Annotated in this window: 18 protein-coding genes; 14 read left to right on the forward strand and 4 right to left on the reverse strand. The window is 64.6% G+C overall.

From position 1 onward, the window contains the following. Positions 1–103: 103 nt before the first annotated feature. Positions 104–583, reverse strand: coding sequence for a Dps family protein (locus MKZ40_RS11235; RefSeq protein WP_166019656.1), 480 nt, complete (start codon positions 581–583; stop codon positions 104–106). A 364-nt stretch (positions 584–947) separates the two neighbouring features. Beyond that, entirely contained in the window at positions 948–2,945 is a 1,998-nt protein-coding gene (betT, locus tag MKZ40_RS11240) for a choline BCCT transporter BetT (RefSeq protein ID WP_175090045.1), read from the reverse strand. 412 nt (positions 2,946–3,357) lie between these two features. On the opposite strand from betT, the gene MKZ40_RS11245 reads away from it, so the two are divergent. From MKZ40_RS11245 to MKZ40_RS11270, 6 genes are all read left to right on the forward strand, one after another. Then, on the forward strand, positions 3,358–3,981 hold the full coding sequence (locus tag MKZ40_RS11245; RefSeq protein WP_175090044.1) for a hypothetical protein: 624 nt from the start codon (positions 3,358–3,360) through the stop codon (positions 3,979–3,981). A 5-nt stretch (positions 3,982–3,986) separates the two neighbouring features. After that, on the forward strand, positions 3,987–4,418 hold the full coding sequence (locus MKZ40_RS11250) for a hypothetical protein (RefSeq protein WP_175090043.1): 432 nt from the start codon (positions 3,987–3,989) through the stop codon (positions 4,416–4,418). Positions 4,419–4,542: 124 nt separating this feature from the next. Then, positions 4,543–6,594, forward strand: coding sequence for an ATP-binding protein (locus MKZ40_RS11255; RefSeq protein ID WP_175090042.1), 2,052 nt, complete (start codon positions 4,543–4,545; stop codon positions 6,592–6,594). A 16-nt stretch (positions 6,595–6,610) separates the two neighbouring features. Next, the gene (locus MKZ40_RS11260) at positions 6,611–8,140 is read left to right on the forward strand and encodes a response regulator (protein ID WP_175090041.1); all 1,530 of its coding nucleotides are present in this window, start codon (positions 6,611–6,613) and stop codon (positions 8,138–8,140) included. Positions 8,141–8,262: 122 nt separating this feature from the next. Further along, positions 8,263–9,024 carry a DUF1007 family protein gene (locus MKZ40_RS11265; RefSeq protein ID WP_175090040.1) on the forward strand — a complete coding sequence of 254 codons (762 nt, stop codon included), beginning with the start codon at positions 8,263–8,265 and terminating at the stop codon, positions 9,022–9,024. Continuing rightward, on the forward strand, positions 9,014–10,258 hold the full coding sequence (locus tag MKZ40_RS11270) for a nickel transporter (RefSeq protein ID WP_175090039.1): 1,245 nt from the start codon (positions 9,014–9,016) through the stop codon (positions 10,256–10,258). Before MKZ40_RS11265 ends, MKZ40_RS11270 begins: the two co-directional genes overlap by 11 nt. 149 nt (positions 10,259–10,407) lie before the next feature. On the opposite strand, the gene MKZ40_RS11275 is transcribed toward MKZ40_RS11270, so the two are convergent. Further along, positions 10,408–10,836 (reverse strand): HIT family protein, encoded by a 429-nt coding sequence (locus MKZ40_RS11275; protein WP_175090038.1) that lies wholly within the window; start codon positions 10,834–10,836, stop codon positions 10,408–10,410. 404 nt (positions 10,837–11,240) lie between these two features. On the opposite strand from MKZ40_RS11275, the gene MKZ40_RS11280 reads away from it, so the two are divergent. From MKZ40_RS11280 to MKZ40_RS11315, 8 genes are all read left to right on the forward strand, one after another. After that, positions 11,241–12,248, forward strand: a complete 1,008-nt coding sequence (locus MKZ40_RS11280) for a TAXI family TRAP transporter solute-binding subunit (protein ID WP_175090037.1) — start codon at positions 11,241–11,243, stop codon at positions 12,246–12,248. Positions 12,249–12,611: 363 nt separating this feature from the next. Beyond that, the gene (locus tag MKZ40_RS11285) at positions 12,612–14,684 is read left to right on the forward strand and encodes a TRAP transporter permease (RefSeq protein WP_254627132.1); all 2,073 of its coding nucleotides are present in this window, start codon (positions 12,612–12,614) and stop codon (positions 14,682–14,684) included. 204 nt (positions 14,685–14,888) lie between these two features. Continuing rightward, positions 14,889–15,668, forward strand: a complete 780-nt coding sequence (locus tag MKZ40_RS11290; protein ID WP_254627115.1) for a TSUP family transporter — start codon at positions 14,889–14,891, stop codon at positions 15,666–15,668. Positions 15,669–15,847: 179 nt separating this feature from the next. Then, positions 15,848–16,843, forward strand: coding sequence for a zinc-dependent alcohol dehydrogenase family protein (locus tag MKZ40_RS11295; protein WP_054555249.1), 996 nt, complete (start codon positions 15,848–15,850; stop codon positions 16,841–16,843). A 65-nt stretch (positions 16,844–16,908) separates the two neighbouring features. Continuing rightward, a complete protein-coding gene (locus tag MKZ40_RS11300; RefSeq protein WP_084589348.1) occupies positions 16,909–17,040 on the forward strand; it encodes an entericidin A/B family lipoprotein in 132 nt (43 codons plus the stop codon). A 23-nt stretch (positions 17,041–17,063) separates the two neighbouring features. Further along, positions 17,064–17,195 (forward strand): entericidin A/B family lipoprotein, encoded by a 132-nt coding sequence (locus MKZ40_RS11305; protein WP_107335644.1) that lies wholly within the window; start codon positions 17,064–17,066, stop codon positions 17,193–17,195. A gap of 151 nt (positions 17,196–17,346) precedes the next feature. Then, a complete protein-coding gene (locus tag MKZ40_RS11310; RefSeq protein WP_043333217.1) occupies positions 17,347–17,478 on the forward strand; it encodes an entericidin A/B family lipoprotein in 132 nt (43 codons plus the stop codon). A 175-nt stretch (positions 17,479–17,653) separates the two neighbouring features. Then, the gene (locus tag MKZ40_RS11315; RefSeq protein ID WP_175090035.1) at positions 17,654–18,541 is read left to right on the forward strand and encodes a LysR family transcriptional regulator; all 888 of its coding nucleotides are present in this window, start codon (positions 17,654–17,656) and stop codon (positions 18,539–18,541) included. A 111-nt stretch (positions 18,542–18,652) separates the two neighbouring features. Here MKZ40_RS11315 and MKZ40_RS11320 read toward each other — a convergent pair whose 3' ends face one another. Further along, entirely contained in the window at positions 18,653–19,753 is a 1,101-nt protein-coding gene (locus tag MKZ40_RS11320; RefSeq protein ID WP_175090034.1) for a rhodanese-related sulfurtransferase, read from the reverse strand. Between the last annotated feature and the right edge of the window lie 185 nt (positions 19,754–19,938).

A 19,938-nucleotide genomic window follows, 5' to 3' on the forward strand; every position in this document is an offset into this window, starting at 1 on the left:
ACTGCGCGAATGCCTCGCGGCCCAGTGTCAGTCAAATACAGCGTCAGGCAGCAGTATCAGAGATCCGCGCTGCCATGTCCTGGCGCTGCATTGGCTTGAGCGCTTACTCGCCCAGGTAGGCGGACAGCATCCACACGGTCTTTTCCTGCTCGCGGATGTAGTCACCGACCAGTGAGGCGGTGCCTTCATCATCGGCGTCAGACGCGACGGACATGATCTCGCGCTGCAGTTCGATCAGAGACTTGTAACCGGTCAGCAGGCCCTTGATGCAAGCCGTGCCGTCGCTGACATGGGTGTCTTCCTTGATGGTGGCGACACGTGCGTAGTCACTGTAGGCGTGCAGCGGCTCGTGACCCAGGGTCAGGATACGCTCGGCGATCTCGTCGACCTTGGTCAGCAGGTCGGTGTAGGTTTCCTCGAACTTCACGTGCAGCTCGAAGAACTGGTTGCCCTTCACGTTCCAGTGGTAGCCACGGGCATTCATGTAGAAGGTCTGGTAGTTGGCCAGCAGGATGTTGAGGTGCTCGGCCAGCTGAGTGGCGCTGGCAGTGTGCAGGCCGATGGCATTGGTATCGTTGGACATGAAGACTCTCCTGAAAAATGTGAAGTGAACGGCATTGTGGGGAAAGTGGAGATGCAGGTGGCGAGCCGTGCTGCCAGTATGCCACCAGTGTAGAGGCTGGTCGGGATGCAGGGTAACGAATTCACTGTATCGCCCTCATCGGCCGCCCCTATCGTCGCCGGCGCACCACCCTCAAGCCGTAGATGAATGCTTGGAAAGAGATGTGGTGCGCGCACGCGGTTTTCAAGGTCGCACACGGATATTGCAGCCAATGTCGTCGGCTCGGACATTCTGATTTCGGCCACATACGCAAAGGCCCCGCACGGGGCGGGGCCTTTGCGACAGCCATGTCATCAGCTGTCATCACTTCTGCAACGCTCAGGCGTCAGTTGCGCGCCATGTGCAGGAAGTGCATGTGCTTCTCGTACTGGTCCAGCACGTCGCCGATCACCTGCTCCTTGGTGTAACCCATGACGTCATAGGTCTGGCCACCTTCACGCAGGAAGACCTCGGCGCGGTAATGACGTTCCACGTCGCTGGTGCCCTTGCGCTTGACGTTGCGCAGCGCGAAGGCCGGTGCTGCGTATTCGCGCACCCGCACACCGTAGACGAAGTCGACTTCCTCGCCGTGGCTGACCTGCAGATAGCTGCGGTCTTCCTCGTCATTGACGCGAGTATCCAGGCCCTGGGCCTCGAATTCCTTCGCGACATCCGCCAGTGCCGGCGTGACGGTGTTGATCAGGTATTGCTCGACGTTCTTCTGACGCGGCGTCTCGACCAGGGTCTGGACGCGCTTCTGCCAGCTGCGTGCGCCACCGGCGGTGTGCCCCGGCGTGTTGCTCAGGTGCTGCATGGAGCGTTGCTTGACGCCCTCGAGACGCAGTGCCTTGAGCAGGCCATAGCAGACGAACATCAGGATGATCGCGAACGGCAGGGCAGAGGCCAGTGAGGCGGTCTGCAGTGCACCCAGGCCACCTGCCATCAGCAGCGCCACGGCGACGAAACCTTCGGAGAAGGCCCAGAAGACACGCTGCCAGACAGGAGATTCGTCACCTTCCTTGGAGGTCAGCATGTCGATGACCAGCGAGCCGGAATCCGAGGAGGTGACGAAGAAGGTCACTACCAGCAGGGTGGCCAGCATGGAGGTGATGCTGCCGAACGGGAAGAGCTCCAGGAACTTGAACAGCGCCACGGAAGCATCGGCGGAGACCGCTTCCGCCAGGTTGCCTGCGGTATCGGTGAGCAGCATGTGCAGGGCGCTGTCGCCGAAGAAGGTCAGCCACAGGAAGGTGAAGCCCATCGGCACGAACAGCACGCCGTAGACGAACTCACGGATGGTGCGGCCACGCGAGACGCGCGCGATGAACATGCCCACGAACGGGGACCACGCGATCCACCAGCCCCAGTAGAAGAGGGTCCAGCCACCCAGCCACTTGGACGGGCCATCTTCCGGGATATAGGCGAACATGTTGAAGGTCTTGTCGACCACTTCGCTGAGATAGCCACCGATGTTCTGGATCAGCGTCTGCAGCAGGAAGATGGTCGGACCAACGCACAGCACGAACAGCATCAGCGCCAGTGCCAGGCCAAGGTTCAGCTCGGAGAGACGACGGATGCCGCCGTCCAGGCCCATGACCACGGAAACGGTCGCCAGACAGGTGATGATGGCGATCAGGATGATCTGGGTGGTCAGGTCATTGTCGATATCGAACAGGTAATGCAGACCGGAGCTGACCTGCAGCACGCCCAGGCCCAGCGAGGTCGCGACCCCGAACATGGTGCCGAAGACGGCGAAGATATCGACGGCATGGCCGATCGGGCCATGGATGCGCTTGCCGATCAGCGGATACAGCGCAGAGCTGATGCGCAGCGGCAGGTTATGGCGGAAGCTGAAGTAGGCCAGTGCCAGCGCCACCACGGCATAGACGCCCCAGGCGTGGATGCCCCAGTGGAAGAAGGTGGTCTTCATGGCCTCACGGGCGGCCTCGACGGTGCCGGCATCGCCGACCGGAGGCGCAGTGAAGTGGAAGACAGGCTCGGCAACGCCATAGAACATCAAGCCGATGCCCATGCCCGCGGAGAACAGCATCGCGAACCAGGAGCCGTAGCTGAAGTCCGGCTCGGAATGGTCTGGCCCCAGTTTGATGTCGCCATAGCGCGAGAAGGCGAGACCCAGCGTGAAGATCACGAACAGGCCCATGGCCAGCAGGTAGAACCAGCCGACGGTGTCGATGATCCAGGTCTGGACATGACCGAAGGCGGTCTGCGCGGTATCCGGCATGGCGACCGTAAAGATCACGAACGCCAGAATCACGGCGGCGGAGCCGAAGAAGACTGGCGGATTGATCTTGGCGACCGTGGGCTGGTCGGCATTTTCTGACATAAATTTCTCTCCCTGATTGCCTATTCGTCGATAATGGTAACTTATTGAACCTGTAGCGTCGTGAGTTGTCCGCGCGATATCGTTTCCATATGTAACCAGTGTTGCGCGCGATGACCGGCGGTTTGCGCACCGAGCGAGTGGCACTGGTAGTACTGGCGTTGCGTGATCGTCGTGTGAAATGGCAATGCCAGTGCGGCCTTGTCACGGATTGTCGGGTGCTGGATACGGTAGGCGCTGGCATGGCTGGAGGCTAAGATGAGGTTTCCTGCATCCAGGGTATCCCGCTGTCTTGATACCATAATTATGCAGAAACCCTACAAGACTTATGTGTCAGTCTAGTGCCTCTGGTGTGTCTCATGGTGTGAAAATCATGATGTCGCGTCGACTCAAATGGCTGACCGGAGACGTTCGCATGCTCCATCGACTTTCCGAATTTCCCGCGCGGCCGGACCTGGCTGACACGTCAGCACGCTCGCGACTGCCGCGCATGACATTGCTCGCAGTGGGGCTGGTGCTGCTGAGCGGTTGCTCGGCCCTTTCCGGCAAGGACCCGCTGGCCGCGAATGACAGCGCTGGCCTGCCCGAGGCCTGCATCTTCCCGCGTCAGGGCGATGCCAATCAGTGGTTGCGTGCCGCGGCGCAGGTCGTGGAAGCCCGTGGTTACAAGATCCGCGAGAGTGAACAGGCGCTGGGCGTGGTGACGGGTGAGCGCAAGGTGGACCAGCCGGGCCTGGGTGCGATCGACGGGCCCTTCGGCTCGCGCATCGGCTTCTCGGTGGGCTATGGCGTCGCGGCAGGCAACGATTTCGGCGTGGGCGTCGGCCATGACACCTTCCGTGATGACCCGATCAGCTTCGAGCGCATTTCGCTGGTCGCGCCGGACGAGCGCGTGCGCGTGATCCGCGATGAGCAGGTCATCAATCAGGGTGGCTACGTCATCGATGCCCGTCCTCACAATGACAGCGACAGCTGCCGCCAGATCGAGCGTCAGCTGCAGGCCGCGCTGGCGGGTCGTGATCCACGGGAGGTTCGCTGATGGTCATGTGCAAGGTATCTCCACGCTCTCTGTGGCAACGTCTGGGGCTCGCGACGCTGCTCGCCGGTCTGCTGGTACTGGGTGGCTGCATGAATCAGCCGACCCATGCGCCGGACTCACGCACCGCGGTGATCGCCCCCAACAGTGGCACCCTGAGCTCCCGGCAGGTCTTCGTCACCCTGCTGACGACGCTGGCGGAGCGTGGCTTCATCATCGAGCGGGCAGACCCGGACCTCGAGCGTCTCGATGCCAGCTACGCTGCCCGGCCGCCGCTGGCGCTGGAAGCCTGGGTGAGCGAGGTCAACGGCCAGATTCGTCTCAGCGTGAGCGGTGACAGCAATGGCGCCGATATCGCGCCGGGCCGCCTCGACAACCTGCTGGTGGAGGTCGCCGTGACCCTGAATGCGCGCACCGTGCCGGTGATCGGCGCGCCGTGACTGCTCCGCACATGACAACTCCACGAGGTGGCCCCCAGCGTCGCCTCACTGGCCTTGTGCAGCACCTTGCAGGCAGGCAGAGCCGGAGCCCGGGCGAGCCCGCGCTCGCGCGGTGTGACTGCCCATGACGCTGAGTGCGCTGCGCCGTCGGCGTCTGGCCTGGCTGGCGCTCTCGGCCAGCCTGCTGGTCGGGCTGATGGCCTTGTTTGCTCTCTGGCACTGGGAGTTGGCGCGCAGCGAGCGTGATGCCCGCCAGCACGCCGCGACTCGTCTGAATTTCTACGCCAGCACCCTGAATGCCGAGTTGTCGCGCTTCCAGTGGCTGCCGGAATTGCTGGCACGCCAGGCCCGTGTGCGCATCGCCCTCGGCGAGCAGGGCGTTCCACCTGCGGCAACGGCGCCTGTGATCCCCTCAGATCAGCCCGATGCCGCCAGCGCCGTCGCTTCCCTAGGTTCGAGCAGTGACCTCAACCAGCATCTGCGGCGTGTCGCGCGCGCCTCCGGCGCGGCGGCCATCTTCCTGACCGACCGCGACGGCATGACCGTGGCCGCGAGCAACTTCGATCAGCCAGACAGTTTCGTCGGCTATCGCTACGACTATCGCCCCTATTTCATCGATGCCCTGGCGCGCGGGCGCGGTGAATTCTTCGCCGTCGGCAATACCACCGGGCGTCCCGGCTATTTCGTCTCGGCGCCGGTGCTGGCGGCCGAGGGCCAGCCGCTGGGCGTCATGGTGGTCAAGGTCTCGCTGGAAGCGCTGGAGGATACCTGGCGCCAGGCGGGAGAGACGGTGCTGCTCGCCGATGCCAATCGCATCGTGCTGCTGGCCTCGCGGCGTAACTGGAAATATCGCGCGCTGGAGGCGATCGAGCCGCAGGCGCTGGACAGCATTCGGGCGCAGCAGCAGTTCCGCGGAGCGCCGCTGACACCGCTGTCGCGGGAGTTGGAGGACGGTAGCCTGGTGCTGGGTGATAACCACGAGCTGGCGGCGTCGAAGATCGTGCCGCTGCCGACGGCGGCGATGGGCCAACGCTATCTGGATGAGTCGCTGGCCAGCGGGCCGCTGGGCTGGCAGCTGCATTTTCTGATGCCGCTGCGGCCACTTTATATTCAGGCGCGCAATGTGGTACTGGTCGGGCTCGCCGTGATTCTGGGGCTGGCGATGATGGCACTGTGGATGCGCGAGCGTCAGGCGCGCCTGGGGCTGATTCGGCGTGAAGCGGTGATGATGCGCGAGATCAACGAGCGCCTCGAGGAGCGGGTCGCCCAGCGCTCGCGCGAACTCGAGGCCACGCGTGATGAGCTGGTGCAGGCCGGCAAGCTGGCCGCACTGGGCACCATGGCGGCCGGTATCGCCCATGAGCTCAATCAGCCGCTGGTCGGCATTCGCACCTACGCTGCCAGCGGCGGCAAACTGCTGGCGCGGGGCATCGCCTCCGCCGCAACGCGCCCCGAGTTGACCGCACGTGCCGCCGAATCCGCCGCCAGCAACTTCACGCGCATCAGTGAGCTGTCCGAGCGCCTGGCGGACATGATTCGCCAGTTGCGGGTCTTCGTGCGTCCGGCCAGTCAGCAGGCACCCGTTGCCCTGGCGCTGGCGCCACGCATCGACTTCGCACTGGAATTGCTCGCCGAGCGAGTCACCGCCCTCGATCTGACGGTGGAGCGGGAGGCGCTGCCCCGGGACGTCATCGTGATGGGCGAACAGGTGCGTCTCGAGCAGTTGCTGACCAACCTGACCCGCAATGCGCTCGATGCGCTGGAAGGGGAGCAGAAAGCGCAGCAGGCCGGTCAGCAGAGCGACGAGCCTGACGATGGCCGCGCGGCCCCGAGATTGCGCCTCAGTTGGCAGGCCTGGCCGTCAGTGGCCAGTCTTGAGGGGCAGCCGGGCGGATGTCTGCGTATCGAGGACAATGGCCCCGGCATCGACCCTGCGCTGCGTGCCACGCTGTTCGATCCCTTCACCACCACACGTGAGGTCGGTGAAGGCATGGGGATGGGGCTGTTTCTGAGTTATGGCCTGGCGCGCGACCTCGGTGGCCAGCTGCGTCTGGCCGATGGCTCTGCGCTGGGCGGCGCCTGCTTCGAATTGTGGCTACGCACGCCGGCGTCCGAAGCGGAGCACGCCACTGACGACACTCCACGGCAAGGCAGCGGGCAGCAATCCGTGACATGACGGGGTATTCGCACGAATGACAGGCTATACGCACGACAGCGCTGGCTTCGAGGGCGCAGAGGAGTTTGCCGCCACGGGCCTGGACCCGGCAGAGCTGCGCCTGCAGCAGGACAGCGATCTGACCCGCGAGGCCCCGATATGGCTGGTGGATGACGACCCGGCGGTGCGTGAATCCCTCACCCAGTGGCTGGAACTGGCCGAGATCCACCTGCGCTGCTTCTCGCGCGCCGAGGCGCTGCTGGAAGCCTTGGCTGCCGCCGAGCCGGTCAGCGTGGTGATCAGTGATATTCGCATGCCGGGCATGGATGGCCTGACGCTGTTGGCGCGGCTTGCGCTGCAGGCACCGGAGCTGCCGGTGCTGATGATGACCGGCCACGGCGATGTCGCCACGGCCGTTGCCGCGATGCAGGCCGGCGCGCGCGATTTCATCGAGAAGCCGTTTGACCCCGAAGCACTGGAGCTCAAGCTGCGTCAGGCGCTGGCGGGGCGGCGTCTGAGTGATGAAAACCAACGCCTGCGCCGCCGCTTGAGCGTGCGCGGCCTCAGTGGTCTGCTGCGTGGCGAGAGTCGTCAGATTCGCCAGCTGCGTGAGCGATTGCTTGAATTGCGCGGACATCCGGCGCGTGTCTGGATCAGCGGCGAGACGGGCAGCGGGCGGAGCACTCTGGCGCTGGCGCTGGCCGAGCATGCGCCGCCTGCTGAGGCATCGCTCTCATCTACCGCCATGCCGACGGCGGCGACGGCCTTGCTGGCGCGAGTGGAATGCGCCCCCCTGTCGCAAGCCAGGGCAGAGGGCGCGGAGGCACTGGCGAGCGCGATCGAGGATGCACTCGCGGCATGTCCTGCAGCCAATACCTTGCTGCTGCATGAGGTGGACCAACTGAGTGGCGCGCAATGGCAGTGGCTGGACGGCTGGATCGCCACTCGTGAGGACGGCGCCCGCCAGGCGCCGCGGCTGGTGTGCAGCGCGCTGTGCAGCGTGGGTGACTTGATGGCAAGCGGGCCTCTGACTCGCACCCTGGGGCATGCGCTGGCCGAGATCGAACTGACGACACCCGCCCTGCGCGAGCGGCGCGAGGATATCCCGTTGCTGATGGCGCACTTCAGCCGTCAGGCCGCCGAGGTGCACGAGGTGGAGGCGCAACCCTTCGCCAGCGGTGAGCTGGCTGCATTGATGGCGGCGGACTGGCCGGGCAATCTCTGGCAGCTGCGCCAGGCCGCCAGTCGCCGTGTGGTGCTGGGGGAATTGTCCACGACGCGACAGCCATCCGCGCCGGGCAATGCCTCAGCAAAGGAGAATGCAGACGAGGCCGGCAATGGTGGGAGCGACGAGGCGCTGGCGAGCAGCGAGGACCAGGGGCTGGCGGCACAGGTGGCGATGTTCGAGTCGACCTTGATTCGCGCCGCCCTGACCCGCGCACGCGGCAACATCGCTCAGGTGCTGGAGGAGCTGGCACTGCCGCGGCGCACGCTCAATCTCAAGATGCACAAGTACGGACTGCGCCGTGAAGACTTTCGTCATGGTCATGAGGATCCGGCGAACTGACCATCACCACTGCTTGTCGAAGGTGTCCTCGGGCTGCGTCGGGGTGCCGCCCGTCTGGTCATGAAGTAACATCCTGCCAAATCTTTCCTGTCGTCCCCGTGACGTTCTGCCGGAGTTTCTCGATGTCTGTTGCTGTTCATCGCCTGGTGGCGGCGCTGTCGTCCGCGCTGGCGCGTTTCCCATCTCGTCATGGCCTGCGCCCCGTAGCCTGGCTGACGCCGTTGCTGATGCTGGGCACCCTGGTCGTCAGTCAGCCTGCCGCCGCCCACCCGCACGGCTGGGTCGACCTGCGAGTGACGTTGCGTCTCGATGACCAGGGGCGGGCCGTCGCGATGCGCCAGTATTGGCTGCTCGACCCCTTCTACAGCCTGACGCTGCGTCAGGAGCTGTCCGCACTTGAGGACGATACCAGCATGGAGCAGCGTCTCGATGTGCTGGGCAGCGAGATTCTGGCCAATCTGTCGCAGTTCGATTACTACACCCATGTCACCCTGGACGGCGAGCCCGTGGCGCTTGGCAAGGCGACGCGCCAGACCACTTGGCTCAAGGGCGAGCGTGTCGCCTTCCAGATGGAGCTGCCGCTGGCCGAGCCGGTCGCGATGGCTGGCCACACCCTCAGTTATCGCATCTACGATCCCACCTATTACATCGAGATACTGCATGACCCGGACGCCATCGCCGTGCAGCAAGGACTGGTGGTGAGCGGGCTGGAAGGGCAGGGCTCGGCGCTGAGCTGCACGCCGGGAATCTCGCCGGCCGACCCGGACCCGTCCAAGGTCGCCGAGGCCTCGATGCTGGATATCAACGCCACTGCTCCGATGGATCTCGGCCAGTACTTCGCCGAAGTCGGCAGTGTCAGCTGTGAGGTGGCTGATGAGCAGTGAGCCGAAGGACACCAGCGGGCTTGGCGATATCAAGAGCCTCAAGGGCATGCGCGATGGCCTGCTGAAGCCGGCCTCGTCGCGAGGGCGGCGCCTGGCCGGTTGGCTGGCGGTCGGCTGCGGGCTGCTCGTGCTGGGCATGGCGCTCTGGCCAGGCCTGGTGCAGGGCTGGGGCGAGGCGCTGGGGTGGGTCTTCGCCGAGCAGTCACGTTTCCAGCGCTCGCTGGGGCGAGCGATGAGCGAGCTTGCCGCGCATCCGGGCACCCCCTGGGCGCTGATCGGGCTGTCCTTCGCCTATGGCGTGCTGCATGCCGCGGGCCCCGGGCATGGCAAGGTCGTCATCAGTACGCTGCTGGTCAGTCAGCCCATCGTTCGGCGCCGCGCGCTGTGGCTGTCACTGCTGGCGGCCTTGCTGCAGGGCGTCAGTGCACTGGTGCTGGTCGGCCTCGGGGCGGGGCTGCTCGACTGGGCGGGGCGCGATGTGCTCGGGCAGGTCGAGAAGGTCACCTTGCTCAGTCATCTCGGGGTGCTGGTACTGGGGGGGCTGTTGCTGTGGCGCGCCGCGCGTTCCTTGTGGCGCGCGCTCAGCGCCCGGGCTGTCTCAAGCCCGGTTTCAGGCACGACCAAGCCAGAGGCGTCAGCGATGCAGGGGCTGGCGTTCGAGCCGTCGCCTGGCCACGACCACTCACATTCTCACTCTCACGGCCATGTTCATTCACATGGACATGACTGCGGTTGCGGTCATGCGCATGGCGTGACGGCGGAGCAGGCCAGTGGCGACTGGCGCACCATGGGCATGGCGGTGCTGGCGATCGGCCTGCGGCCGTGTTCCGGCGCGATTCTGGTCTTGCTGGCCGCGCTGGCGCTGAACATGGTCGGCAGCGGGGTACTGGCGGTGCTGGCGATGTCATTGGGCACCGCGCTGACGGTGGGTAGCGTGGCGATGGCCACCTTGATCATGAAGGCCAGCGGACGTCTGGCGGCGGCCGGCGCGCGCCTGGGTGGGCCGCACTCGGACGGCCGCGCGCGTCGTCAGTGGCCGTGGGCGGCGCTGGTCGGTCTGCTCGGCGGCATCATCATCACTGTCTTCGGCGCCTTGCTGGTCGCCAGCAGTCTCAAGGCGCTGGACTCTTCCACCGGTCGTGGTGCTTCGCCGTTCGATCGCTCGGCGCCGGGCACCTCCCTCCAGAGCCCTCTGGGCCCGAGATCCTCAGGACAGACCTCAGGCGACGAGTGAGATCAGCGCCAGCAAGGCTGGTATCCCACTGACTACCTGTCGCTTGCTACCTGCCACACACTACCTGCGAGTTACGACAACGGGGCCCATCTGGCCCCGTTGTCGTAGATGTGAAAGCGTGGATGTCAGTGACAGCGCCGGTGACGCTGTCAGTAGGAATAGCTCGGCAGCTCGGCGATCTTCATGCGCAGGGTGTCGATCAGTATCGTCAGCGCCTCGTTGTCGTGGGGCTCGGCCGTGCCGACGCCCCACACCGGCCCCGGCCAGGCTGCATCATCGCTGCGGCGGGCGATCACGTGCATGTGCAGCTGCGGCACCATGTTGCCCAGTGCGCCGATATTGAGCTTCTCGCTGCCGCTCACCGTCATCAGCAGCTCGCCCAGTTGGGTGGTTTCCTGCCACAGCTGCTGCTGGGCGCTGCTGTCCAGCTCATAGATCTCGCGGATGGCATCGCGGCGCGGAATCAGTATCAGCCACGGATAGCGCGCATCGTTCATCAGGCGCACGGTGCACAGCGGCAGATCGGCCACGAAGTGAGTGTCGGCATCCAGCTGCGGGTGAAGGCTGAAGGGGGGCATCGTCTCTCCTTGATCGGATGGAGCAGGGCGGGCGTGAGTCGAGGGCAAAGGGTAACCCGAATCGTGGCGGACGCCTTGGCTTGAACACCCGCGAATGCCCTCAGTGTGACCAGATCGGCAGAATCCTGCCACTTTGCGGATTGCCCGTGCGCGCTCTGGAGGCTGCGCAATGCCCCCATCGCCAAATACCGCGTCGCGCGGACAGTTGCTAACCTTCTTCCTACGCTGAAGCAGAGGCTCGCAACGAACGCCCCACGCAAAAGAGGGCTACCTTGCGCATTGTCGGTCGCGACATGGCCAGCACCGCCCAGGGCCAGAGCCTGCTCAGCCGCTATGTCCGTCTGCCTACCCACATTACAAGAACGCTCAACCTGCGCCCGGCAGGTTCGCCAAGGAGTCACTCCATGCAAAAGCGCCAGATCCTCAAGGCCGGTCTCGGTCTCGCCATCGCAGCCTCTCTTGGTCTCAGTGCCGTGGCTCAGGCGGAAGGCAAGTACATCATGGGTACCGCCACCACCGGTGGCACCTTCTACCCGGTCGGCGTGGCACTCTCCACGCTGATCAAGGTCAAGCTCGAGCCGACCGCCGGCATCTCCGTGTCCGCGATCTCCTCTGCCGGTTCCGGCGAGAACCTCAAGCTGATGGAAGAGGACCAGGCCCAGTTCGGCATCATCCAGGGCCTCTACGGCGCCTGGGCATGGAATGGCACCCCGCCGGTCAACAAGGCGCACAAGAACCTGCGCAGCATCTCGATGCTGTGGCAGAACGTCGAGCACTTCGTGGCCCGCAACGATGAGGTCAAGACCGGCACCATCGAGGACATGACCAACTTCTACGGCAAGAGCTTCTCCATCGGCAAGAAGAATTCCGGCACCGAAGGCTCGGGTCGCTTCATCCTCGAGCAGCTGGGTATCGATGCCGACAAGATGGATCTGGCCTACATGGGCTATGGCCCGAGCGCCGACGCGATGCAGAACGGCAACATCGACGGCATGAACATTCCGGCCGGTGCACCGGCCTCCGCCGTGACCCGCGCCTACGCCAACCTGGGCGGTGAGATCACCACGCTGGACTTCACCGAAGAGCAGCTGGCCAAGGTCAACTCCCAGTTCGAGCTGTGGACCCCGTATGAAATTGCCGCTGGCACCTACCCGGGCCAGGACGAGGCGATCAACACCATCGCCCAGCCGAACATCCTGGTGGTGCGTGACGATGTCTCCGAAGAAGACGTCTATCAGATCACCAAGACCATGTACGAGAACCTGCCGTTCCTGAACAACATCCACCCGGCCACCAAGGCCATGGCCCTCGACAAGGCCATCGCGGGCCTGCCGCTGCCGCTGCATCCGGGTGCCGCACGTTACTTCAAGGAGCAGGGCATCGAGATTCCGGCGCGCCTGATCGCCGAGTGATCCACACCTGATGTTCCCGCTGCCCTCATCGCTCGCCTCTGGCGGCGGTGAGGGCAGCGCAGTTTCCCAGACCAATAAACCACCGCCGGTCCGGCGCCATGTCACTGCCCCGCGCGGACAAGGTGAGGCGCAGGACCAGAGCAGTGCCCACGAATGATTGTTGTAGAAGCCCGTATTCTCCTCGCAAGCCCGGGCGCATGGTGACGCAAGTCGCCGCTGCGCCATCGCTGTCTGATCCCGTCTTGAGGCAACGCCATGCATGATTCCCGCTCGCCAGAGCCCTCTCGTCCCACTGATAGCGAAGCGCAGGAGCCGGATCTCTCCGGTGTGCGCGACGAATCCGCCGAAGCTGCGCCGTGGCGCATGGAGCTACCCTGGCTGGGGCGTGCCGTCTTCGTGATCTCCATCGTCATCTGTCTGGCGCACCTGTACTTCAACACCGTCTCGACCCTGTCGGAGCTGTGGGTGAGCGCCTTGCACTACGGCCTGTTCGGTCTGCTGTGCGCGCTGACCATTCCGATGCTGACCCCGGCCAGTGATGGTGCCAAGCGCTGGGTGCTGGGCGTGGATGTCCTGCTGGGGCTGGCGGCACTGGGTTGCGGCCTCTACCTGATCGGCTTCGAGGATGCGCTCTATGACCGTGGCGTGGTGTTCTCCACCGCGGACTGGGTGGTCTCCATCGTCGCGGTCGGTCTGATCCTCGAGTTCGCGCGTCGCACCACTGGCTGGTTCATCCCGGTGTTGTGTCTGATCGCGCTGACCTACGTGGCCTGGTGGGGCAAGTATGTGGGCGGCGTATTCAACTTCCCGGGCCTGACCTGGGAGACGGTGCTGTTCAGAAGCTTCATCGGTGGCGAAGGGATGCTGGGCTCCATCGCGCGCATCTCCTGGTCCTACGTGTTCATGTTCATCCTGTTCGGGGCCTTCCTGGTCAAGTCCGGCGCGGGTGACTTCATCATCGATCTGGCGCGCTGCGCGGCGGGTCGCTTCAAGGGTGGTCCGGGCTTCGTGGCCGTGTTCGCCTCCGGCCTGATGGGCTCGGTGTCAGGCTCGAGTGTCGCCAACACCGTCTCCACTGGCGTGATCACGATTCCGCTGATGCGCCGTGCCGGCTTCCCGGCGCGCTTCGCGGCAGGCGTCGAGGCAGCCGCCTCGACCGGTGGTCAGCTGATGCCGCCGGTGATGGGTGCAGGCGCCTTCATCATGGCGTCCTACACCCAGGTGCCGTACCTGACCATCGTCGGCGTGGCCGCCTTGCCGGCGCTGCTCTACTTCCTGTCGGTGGCAATGTTCGTGCGCATCGAGGCCAAGCGCTCCGATGCCACGGCGCTGGACGACCCGCAGGGTCCGCGTCTCAAGGACGTGCTCAAGGATGGCTGGCACTATCTGGCACCGCTGTTCGTGCTGGTCGGCGCGCTGATCTATGGCTTCACGCCGACCTACGCCGCCGGCATCGCGATCCTGTCCGTCATCGCGGCTTCTTGGCTGTCGAAGAATCCGATGAAGCTCGGCGACATCATCGAGGCGATGCTGGCCGGGGTGCGCAACATGACCACCACCGCGATCCTGCTGATCACCGTCGGCCTGATCGTCAACGTCGTCTCCACCACCGGTATCGGCAACACCTTCTCGCTGATGATCACCGACTGGGCGGGTGGCAGCCTGCTGATCACCATCATCCTGATCGCGTTGGCGTCATTGATTCTGGGCATGGGCCTACCGGTGACGGCGTCCTATATCGTGCTGGGCACGCTGTCCGCCCCGGCGCTCTACAACCTGATCGCCCATTCCCAGCTGGTGGATCTGCTGGCGGCGGGCAACCTGCCGGAGCAGGCCAAGGCCATCTTCATGCTGGCCGCACCGGACAAGCTGGACCTGCTGGGCGCGCCGATGAGCATGGACGCCGCCCGCGAACTGCTGGCGCTGGTGCCGGATACCTTCCAGAGCCAGCTGTATGAGCAGGCGCTGTCGCCGCACGTACTGACCATGGCGCTGGTGAGTGCGCACATGATCATCTTCTGGCTGTCCCAGGATTCCAACGTCACGCCGCCTGTCTGCCTGACCGCCTTCGCGGCAGCCGCGATCGCCCGCACGCCGCCGATGAAGACCGGCCTGATGGCCTGGAAGATCGCCAAGGGCCTCTACATCGTGCCGCTGCTGTTCGCCTGGAGCCCGCTGATCTCCGGCGACATCGGCGAGATGCTGACGGTGTTCGTGTTCGCGCTGTTCGGGATCTACGCCATCGTCGCGGGCTTGGAAGGCTATCTGGAGCACGAGCTGCCCTGGTGGCTGCGTCTGGCGATGTTCCCGCTGGGTGCGCTGATGCTGTGGCCGCATGGTCAGCTGACCTACGACCTCGCGGGTCTGGTCATCTTCCTGGGCGTGCTGGCCTACAGCGTGCGCCAGAGTGGCCGCCAGCAAGCGCTGGCGCACTGAGCCAGGCGTGTCGGATGAGCGCCAGACGCGTCAGCCGATATGGCTGAAGCAGGCGTGACGCGACGCGATATGCTATGAACGATGCCCGGCATCACTTTCCCCCGTTCAGTCACGCGAGGGTGGTGTGTCGGGCATCGCGCGCTCTGGGGCATGTCTGCCGCAGGCGTCTTCACTCAACGGAATAGTGGGACAAGGAATGTCGGCATGATGTCGGATGTTGCAGGGCTGACAAGCGGCCTTGATCTGATCAGCGTAGTGGCGCTGATTGCACTGGGAGGCGTGGCCGGTTTCATCAATGTGCTGTCGGCGGGTGGCTCGATGCTGACGCTACCATTGCTGATGTTTCTCGGTCTGCCGCCTGCCCAGGCCAATGCCACCAATCGCGTGGCGATCGCGCTGCAGAGTGCGACCGCGACCAGCACCTTCCTCAAGGCGGGTGCACACAACATGGGGGTGGCCTGGCGGCTGGCCGTGCCTGCCGTGGCAGGCGCCATGCTGGGGGCTTGGCTGGCGACCCGCATCAGTGCCGAGGCCTTCGAGAGTGTCCTGATCGTGGTGATGGTGGTGTGTTCGATCATGATGCTGCTGCCGACGCCGCGCATCGACACCCGTGAACTGACGCCGGAGCGCGTCACGCCCGTGGTGGTGCTGGCGATGTTCGGCATCGGCATTTATGGTGGCTTCATCCAGGTCGGTGTCGGCGTGCTGTTCATCGTGGTGCTCTACCGGCTGCTCAAGATCGACCTGACCCAGGTCAACGTCTTCAAGGTCTTCATCGTGTTGATGTATACCCTGCCGGCGCTGGCGGTGTTCGTGTTCGATGGTCAGGTGCGCTGGGCCTATGGTCTGGTGCTGGCGATCGGCAACATGAGCGGTGCCTTTCTCGGCGCGCGGGTCAACATGAGTCCCGCGGGGGCGCGGTGGGTCAAGTGGCTGACGGTCGCGGTCATCTTCATCATCGTGCTCAAGCTGGCGCTGACCTGATGCTGAGTCGATGCTGACCTGATGCTGACCTTATGTTAGACACGGAGTAAGCTCGCGGTAATCTGAACGGAATGCCTGCCTGTCCTGTCGACACACCGGCATGCCGCTCACCCCCTATTCATGATGGCGCCGAGCCCGGCTATGGCGTCTCTTCCTTCATCGTTCAGGAGTCTTTCCTCATGCAAGCCATGGTCATCGAGCAGTACGGCGGTCCCGAAGTGTTCGTCGAGCGCGAACTGGAGACCCCGACGCCGGCGCGGGGGCAGGTGCGTATCAAGGTGACGGCTTCCAGCATCAACCCCATCGAGACCAAGCTGCGCAGCGGGCTGGTCAAGTCGCACCCGGAATTCCCGGCCATTCTCAATGGCGATGTCTCCGGGGTGATCGATGCCGTCGGCGAAGGCGTGTCGGACTTCTCCGTCGGGGATGAAGTGCTGGGTTGTGCCGGTGGCGTGAAGGGCTGGCAGGGCGCTCTGGCGGACTACATGATCGCCGACACCCGTGTGATCGTGAAGCGCCCGAGCCTGGCGGCGCTGACGCTGGAAGAGTGCGCGGCCTTGCCGCTGGTATTCCTGACGGCCTGGACGGCGCTGGTCTCGCGCGGTCAGATCAAGGAAGGCGAGCACGTGCTGATCCACGCCGGCACCGGCGGCGTCGGCCATGTCGCGGTACAGATCGCCAAGTATCTCGGCGCGCATGTCACCACCACCGTGTCCAGCGAAGCCAAGGCGGACCTGGCACGCCAGCTGGGCGCCGACGAGATCATCAACTACCGCGAGGAAGCGGTCGCGGACTACGTGACGCGCCTGACCTCCGGGCGTGGCTTCGATCTGGTCTTCGACACCGTCGGTGGCGACAACCTGGACCGCTCCATCGAGGCCACCGCGACCTCCGGTCGTCTGTGCTCCATCAATACCCGCTCGACCCACGACCTGACCCAGCTGCACTCCAAGAACCTGTCGCTGCACGTCATCTTCCGCTCGGTACCGCTGCTGACCGGTATCGGCATGGACGACCAGCCGGAGCTGCTCAACGCCCTGAGCGAGATGCTGGAGGCCGGCGCGGTACGTCCGCTGCTCGACGAGCACCAGTTCAGCTTCCGTGACGTCGCCAAGGCGCATGAGCTGCTGGAGTCCGGCGAGGCGCTGGGCAAGATTCTGCTGGTAAATCGTTGAGTGTTGGCACCTTCGGTCAGTGAGGGTGTCTGACCTTCATTGGCCGTTGATCAGGAAGAGAAGTGATGAGAATGACGCGTTTGATGGTGGCTGCCCTATTGGTGGCCAGTGTGAGTCTGGCCGGCTGCAATACCGTGGCCGGTTTCGGCAAGGACCTGGAGCATCTGGGCGGTTCGATCGACAACGCCGCCAGCTGATAGCCCGAGAGAGAGGAATGCCCATGCGACGATTCATGATGATGACTGGCACTGCGCTGCTGTTCGGCCTGCTGTTGGGTGGCTGCAATACCGTGGAAGGTTTCGGGGAAGATCTCGAACACCTTGGGGGTTCCATCGAGGAATCGGCCAGTTGATGGCACTGTCCATGACATGGGCGGCGAGTGAACAAAACATGAATCTCACCCCTTGAAAGCCCATGGGGCGGCCCAAGGTATGAGGGTAGAGGCGCAGGAACTGGCGTCTTTACGAGATTTCTCGATATTCACTACCGCAAGGAGCATGACCATGTCCCGCACCATTGCACTCATCTTCGCCTCTTTCTTCACTCTGGCAGCGCTTTCCGGCTGCAACACCGTTGACGGTGCCGGCCAGGATGTCGAGCATGCTGGCGAAGCTGTCCAGGACGCCGCTCAATAAGCGACGCCCCGGGTAGTGGTGATATCCAACGCCCGGCCATCGCGCCGGGCGTTTTCGTGTCTTATCGCCAGACATGCAGGCGTGCTGACTGACGGGCCGCCTTGCGTCATCATGGCGCTGACGGCATGCGCCCCCAGCGTGCGTCACTCCCGCCACCGCGAGCCAAGGGCCCGACATGGATCATCGACAGTTGAGTTTTCTGGTCGCGCTGGCCAGTGAGCGCCATTTCGGTCGCGCAGCGCGGGTCTGTCATGTCACCCAGCCGACGTTGTCGGCGCGCCTCAAGCAGCTCGAGGAGGAGCTGGGCACGGCGCTGATAATACGCGGCCACCGCTTCGAGGGCTTCACACCGGAAGGGGAGCGCGTGCTGACCCACGCACGGCGCATTCTTGCCGAACTGGATGAACTGAAGGGAGACCTGTCGCCGGACGCGGTGCTGACCGGCCGCCTGTCACTGGGCGTAGTGCCGTCGGCGCTGGCGGCGGTCGGCGAGTTTCTGCCGCGGCTGCGCGAGGCCTTTCCACAGCTCTCGCTGCGCCTGCGCGAGCTGTCGACGTCATCGCTGGCCCAGGGGCTCGAGGATGGCGAGCTGGATCTTGCGGTCGGCTACCCCGCGGCGCCGGCCATGAGCGGCTTCGCCTGTCGGCCGCTCTATCAAGAGCATTCGGCGCTGATCGCCAGTCAGACGCATTTCCGCCTGCCCGACGCGCCGCAGTGGGAGTGCTTGCGTGACTATCCGCTGGTGTTGCTGACGCCGGAGATGCAGCAGCGGCGACGCCTCAATCAGCAGTTCGAGCTGCTGGGCCTGCAGCCCTCGCCCTTGTTGGAGGCCAATTCGATTTCCGGCCTCGGCGTGATGCTGGAGGCTGGCCTGGGAGTCAGCGTGCTGGCGGAGAACCTGGCCGATTCGCGGCTTGGTGAAGGGCTGGTCGCGCGTCGACTGCCCGGTGAGGGCGAGACGGTCGGGCTGTTGTGGCGCAGTGGTCAGCAGCGCAGCCGACGACTGAATGCCGTGCTGGAGCTGCTGCGTTCGCTGCCTCACTCGGCGGGTGTGGCCGATTGAGCGAGCCTGCAACGCAGAACACCCCGTCGAGACGGGGTGTTCGGGTAGCGAAAGCGGCGTTGGCCGCTATCAGCTCTTCCTGCCGGCTTGCTTGCAGATCTATTGGCAGATCTACTTGCCGGACTTCTCGCTGGCTTCCAGCGCGGCACGGCGGGCGGCTTCACGCTGCTGCTGCTTGGCATCCCGGCGTGCCTGCATCTGGGCGACGGCGTCCATGCCCAGATGAGCTTCGCCACGCTCTCTGGCGAGACGAATCTGGTTCTCGCGCTCAGCGAAGCGCGCCTTCTGGGCATCGCTCAGTTTGTCGTAGCAGCGCGGGCAGCTGACGCCTTTCTGGTAGCGCTCGCTCTGCTTGTCTTCCTCGGTGATCGGCAGACGGCAGGCATGGCACTGGTCGTACTGGCCAGGGCGCAGCTGGTGGTCGACGGTGACGCGTTCATCGAACACGAAGCACTCGCCCTGCCACAGGGTCTCTTCCTCGGGCACCTCTTCCAGATACTTCAGGATACCGCCCTTGAGGTGATAGACCTCATCGAAGCCCTGCTCCTTGAGATAGGCCGTGGACTTTTCGCAGCGGATGCCGCCGGTGCAGAACATCGCCACCTTGCGGTGCTGTTTCGGGTCCAGCTCACGCGAGACGTAGTCCGGGAAATCACGGAAGGCTGTGGTGTTCGGGTTGACGGCTCCGGCGAAGGTCCCCACTTCCACTTCATAGTCATTGCGCGTGTCGATCAGCAGCACCTCAGGATCGGAGATCAGCGCATTCCAGTCCTTCGGCTCCACATAGGTCCCGACGGTGTGACGCGGATCGATGCCCTCGACGCCCATGGTGACGATCTCGCGCTTGAGCTTGACCTTGGCACGCAGGAAGGGTGCCTGCTCGGCCAGTGACTGCTTTGTGTCGAGCTCGGCCAGGCGCGGGTCGCTGGTCAGCCAGGCGAGCAGCGCATCGATGCCGGCGCGTGAGCCGGACACGGTGCCGTTGATGCCTTCGCGGGCCAGCAGCAGGGTGCCGCGGATGGCGTGCTCGTGCATCACCGCCAGCAGCGGGTCGCGCAGCGCCTCGAAGTCCTCGAGGGTGACGAACTTGTAGAGCGCGCAGACCACATGCTGTGGCGCCAGCGGGCTGGGGCGGGCGGAGGCAGACGTGCTGGTCAGCTGCGGGGTGCTGGCCTGATCAGGCGTGGCAGTCAGGTCGGGAGTGTCGGTCATGCGAAGGTCCTCATGCGGGCCGGAACGTAAATCCGGAGCAGGATGATCGAGAGATGAGAGCGGCCGGCGAGCGGGTGATATCGCGTCAGCAGGAGCACCCTCAAGGGTCGGCGACGCATTTTACGCGACTCGCGTGCGAATTTCTCGCCCACCGCGATGGCCCGCGTGCCTGTCACCGGCATGAC

The organism is Cobetia sp. BMC6 (assembly GCF_029991385.1).
Classification (GTDB): domain Bacteria; phylum Pseudomonadota; class Gammaproteobacteria; order Pseudomonadales; family Halomonadaceae; genus Cobetia.

Bases quoted from the DNA above. Each gene is read 5' to 3' on its own strand.
- MKZ40_RS11235 (WP_166019656.1), bottom strand. From the start codon at position 583: ATGTCCAACGATACCAATGCCATCGGCCTGCACACTGCCAGCGCCACT.
- betT (WP_175090045.1), bottom strand. From the start codon at position 2,945: ATGTCAGAAAATGCCGACCAGCCCACGGTCGCCAAGATCAATCCGCCA.
- MKZ40_RS11245 (WP_175090044.1), top strand. From the start codon at position 3,358: ATGCTCCATCGACTTTCCGAATTTCCCGCGCGGCCGGACCTGGCTGAC.
- MKZ40_RS11250 (WP_175090043.1), top strand. From the start codon at position 3,987: ATGTGCAAGGTATCTCCACGCTCTCTGTGGCAACGTCTGGGGCTCGCG.
- MKZ40_RS11255 (WP_175090042.1), top strand. From the start codon at position 4,543: ATGACGCTGAGTGCGCTGCGCCGTCGGCGTCTGGCCTGGCTGGCGCTC.
- MKZ40_RS11260 (WP_175090041.1), top strand. From the start codon at position 6,611: ATGACAGGCTATACGCACGACAGCGCTGGCTTCGAGGGCGCAGAGGAG.
- MKZ40_RS11265 (WP_175090040.1), top strand. From the start codon at position 8,263: ATGTCTGTTGCTGTTCATCGCCTGGTGGCGGCGCTGTCGTCCGCGCTG.
- MKZ40_RS11270 (WP_175090039.1), top strand. From the start codon at position 9,014: ATGAGCAGTGAGCCGAAGGACACCAGCGGGCTTGGCGATATCAAGAGC.
- MKZ40_RS11275 (WP_175090038.1), bottom strand. From the start codon at position 10,836: ATGCCCCCCTTCAGCCTTCACCCGCAGCTGGATGCCGACACTCACTTC.
- MKZ40_RS11280 (WP_175090037.1), top strand. From the start codon at position 11,241: ATGCAAAAGCGCCAGATCCTCAAGGCCGGTCTCGGTCTCGCCATCGCA.
- MKZ40_RS11285 (WP_254627132.1), top strand. From the start codon at position 12,612: ATGGAGCTACCCTGGCTGGGGCGTGCCGTCTTCGTGATCTCCATCGTC.
- MKZ40_RS11290 (WP_254627115.1), top strand. From the start codon at position 14,889: ATGATGTCGGATGTTGCAGGGCTGACAAGCGGCCTTGATCTGATCAGC.
- MKZ40_RS11295 (WP_054555249.1), top strand. From the start codon at position 15,848: ATGCAAGCCATGGTCATCGAGCAGTACGGCGGTCCCGAAGTGTTCGTC.
- MKZ40_RS11300 (WP_084589348.1), top strand. From the start codon at position 16,909: ATGAGAATGACGCGTTTGATGGTGGCTGCCCTATTGGTGGCCAGTGTG.
- MKZ40_RS11305 (WP_107335644.1), top strand. From the start codon at position 17,064: ATGCGACGATTCATGATGATGACTGGCACTGCGCTGCTGTTCGGCCTG.
- MKZ40_RS11310 (WP_043333217.1), top strand. From the start codon at position 17,347: ATGTCCCGCACCATTGCACTCATCTTCGCCTCTTTCTTCACTCTGGCA.
- MKZ40_RS11315 (WP_175090035.1), top strand. From the start codon at position 17,654: ATGGATCATCGACAGTTGAGTTTTCTGGTCGCGCTGGCCAGTGAGCGC.
- MKZ40_RS11320 (WP_175090034.1), bottom strand. From the start codon at position 19,753: ATGACCGACACTCCCGACCTGACTGCCACGCCTGATCAGGCCAGCACC.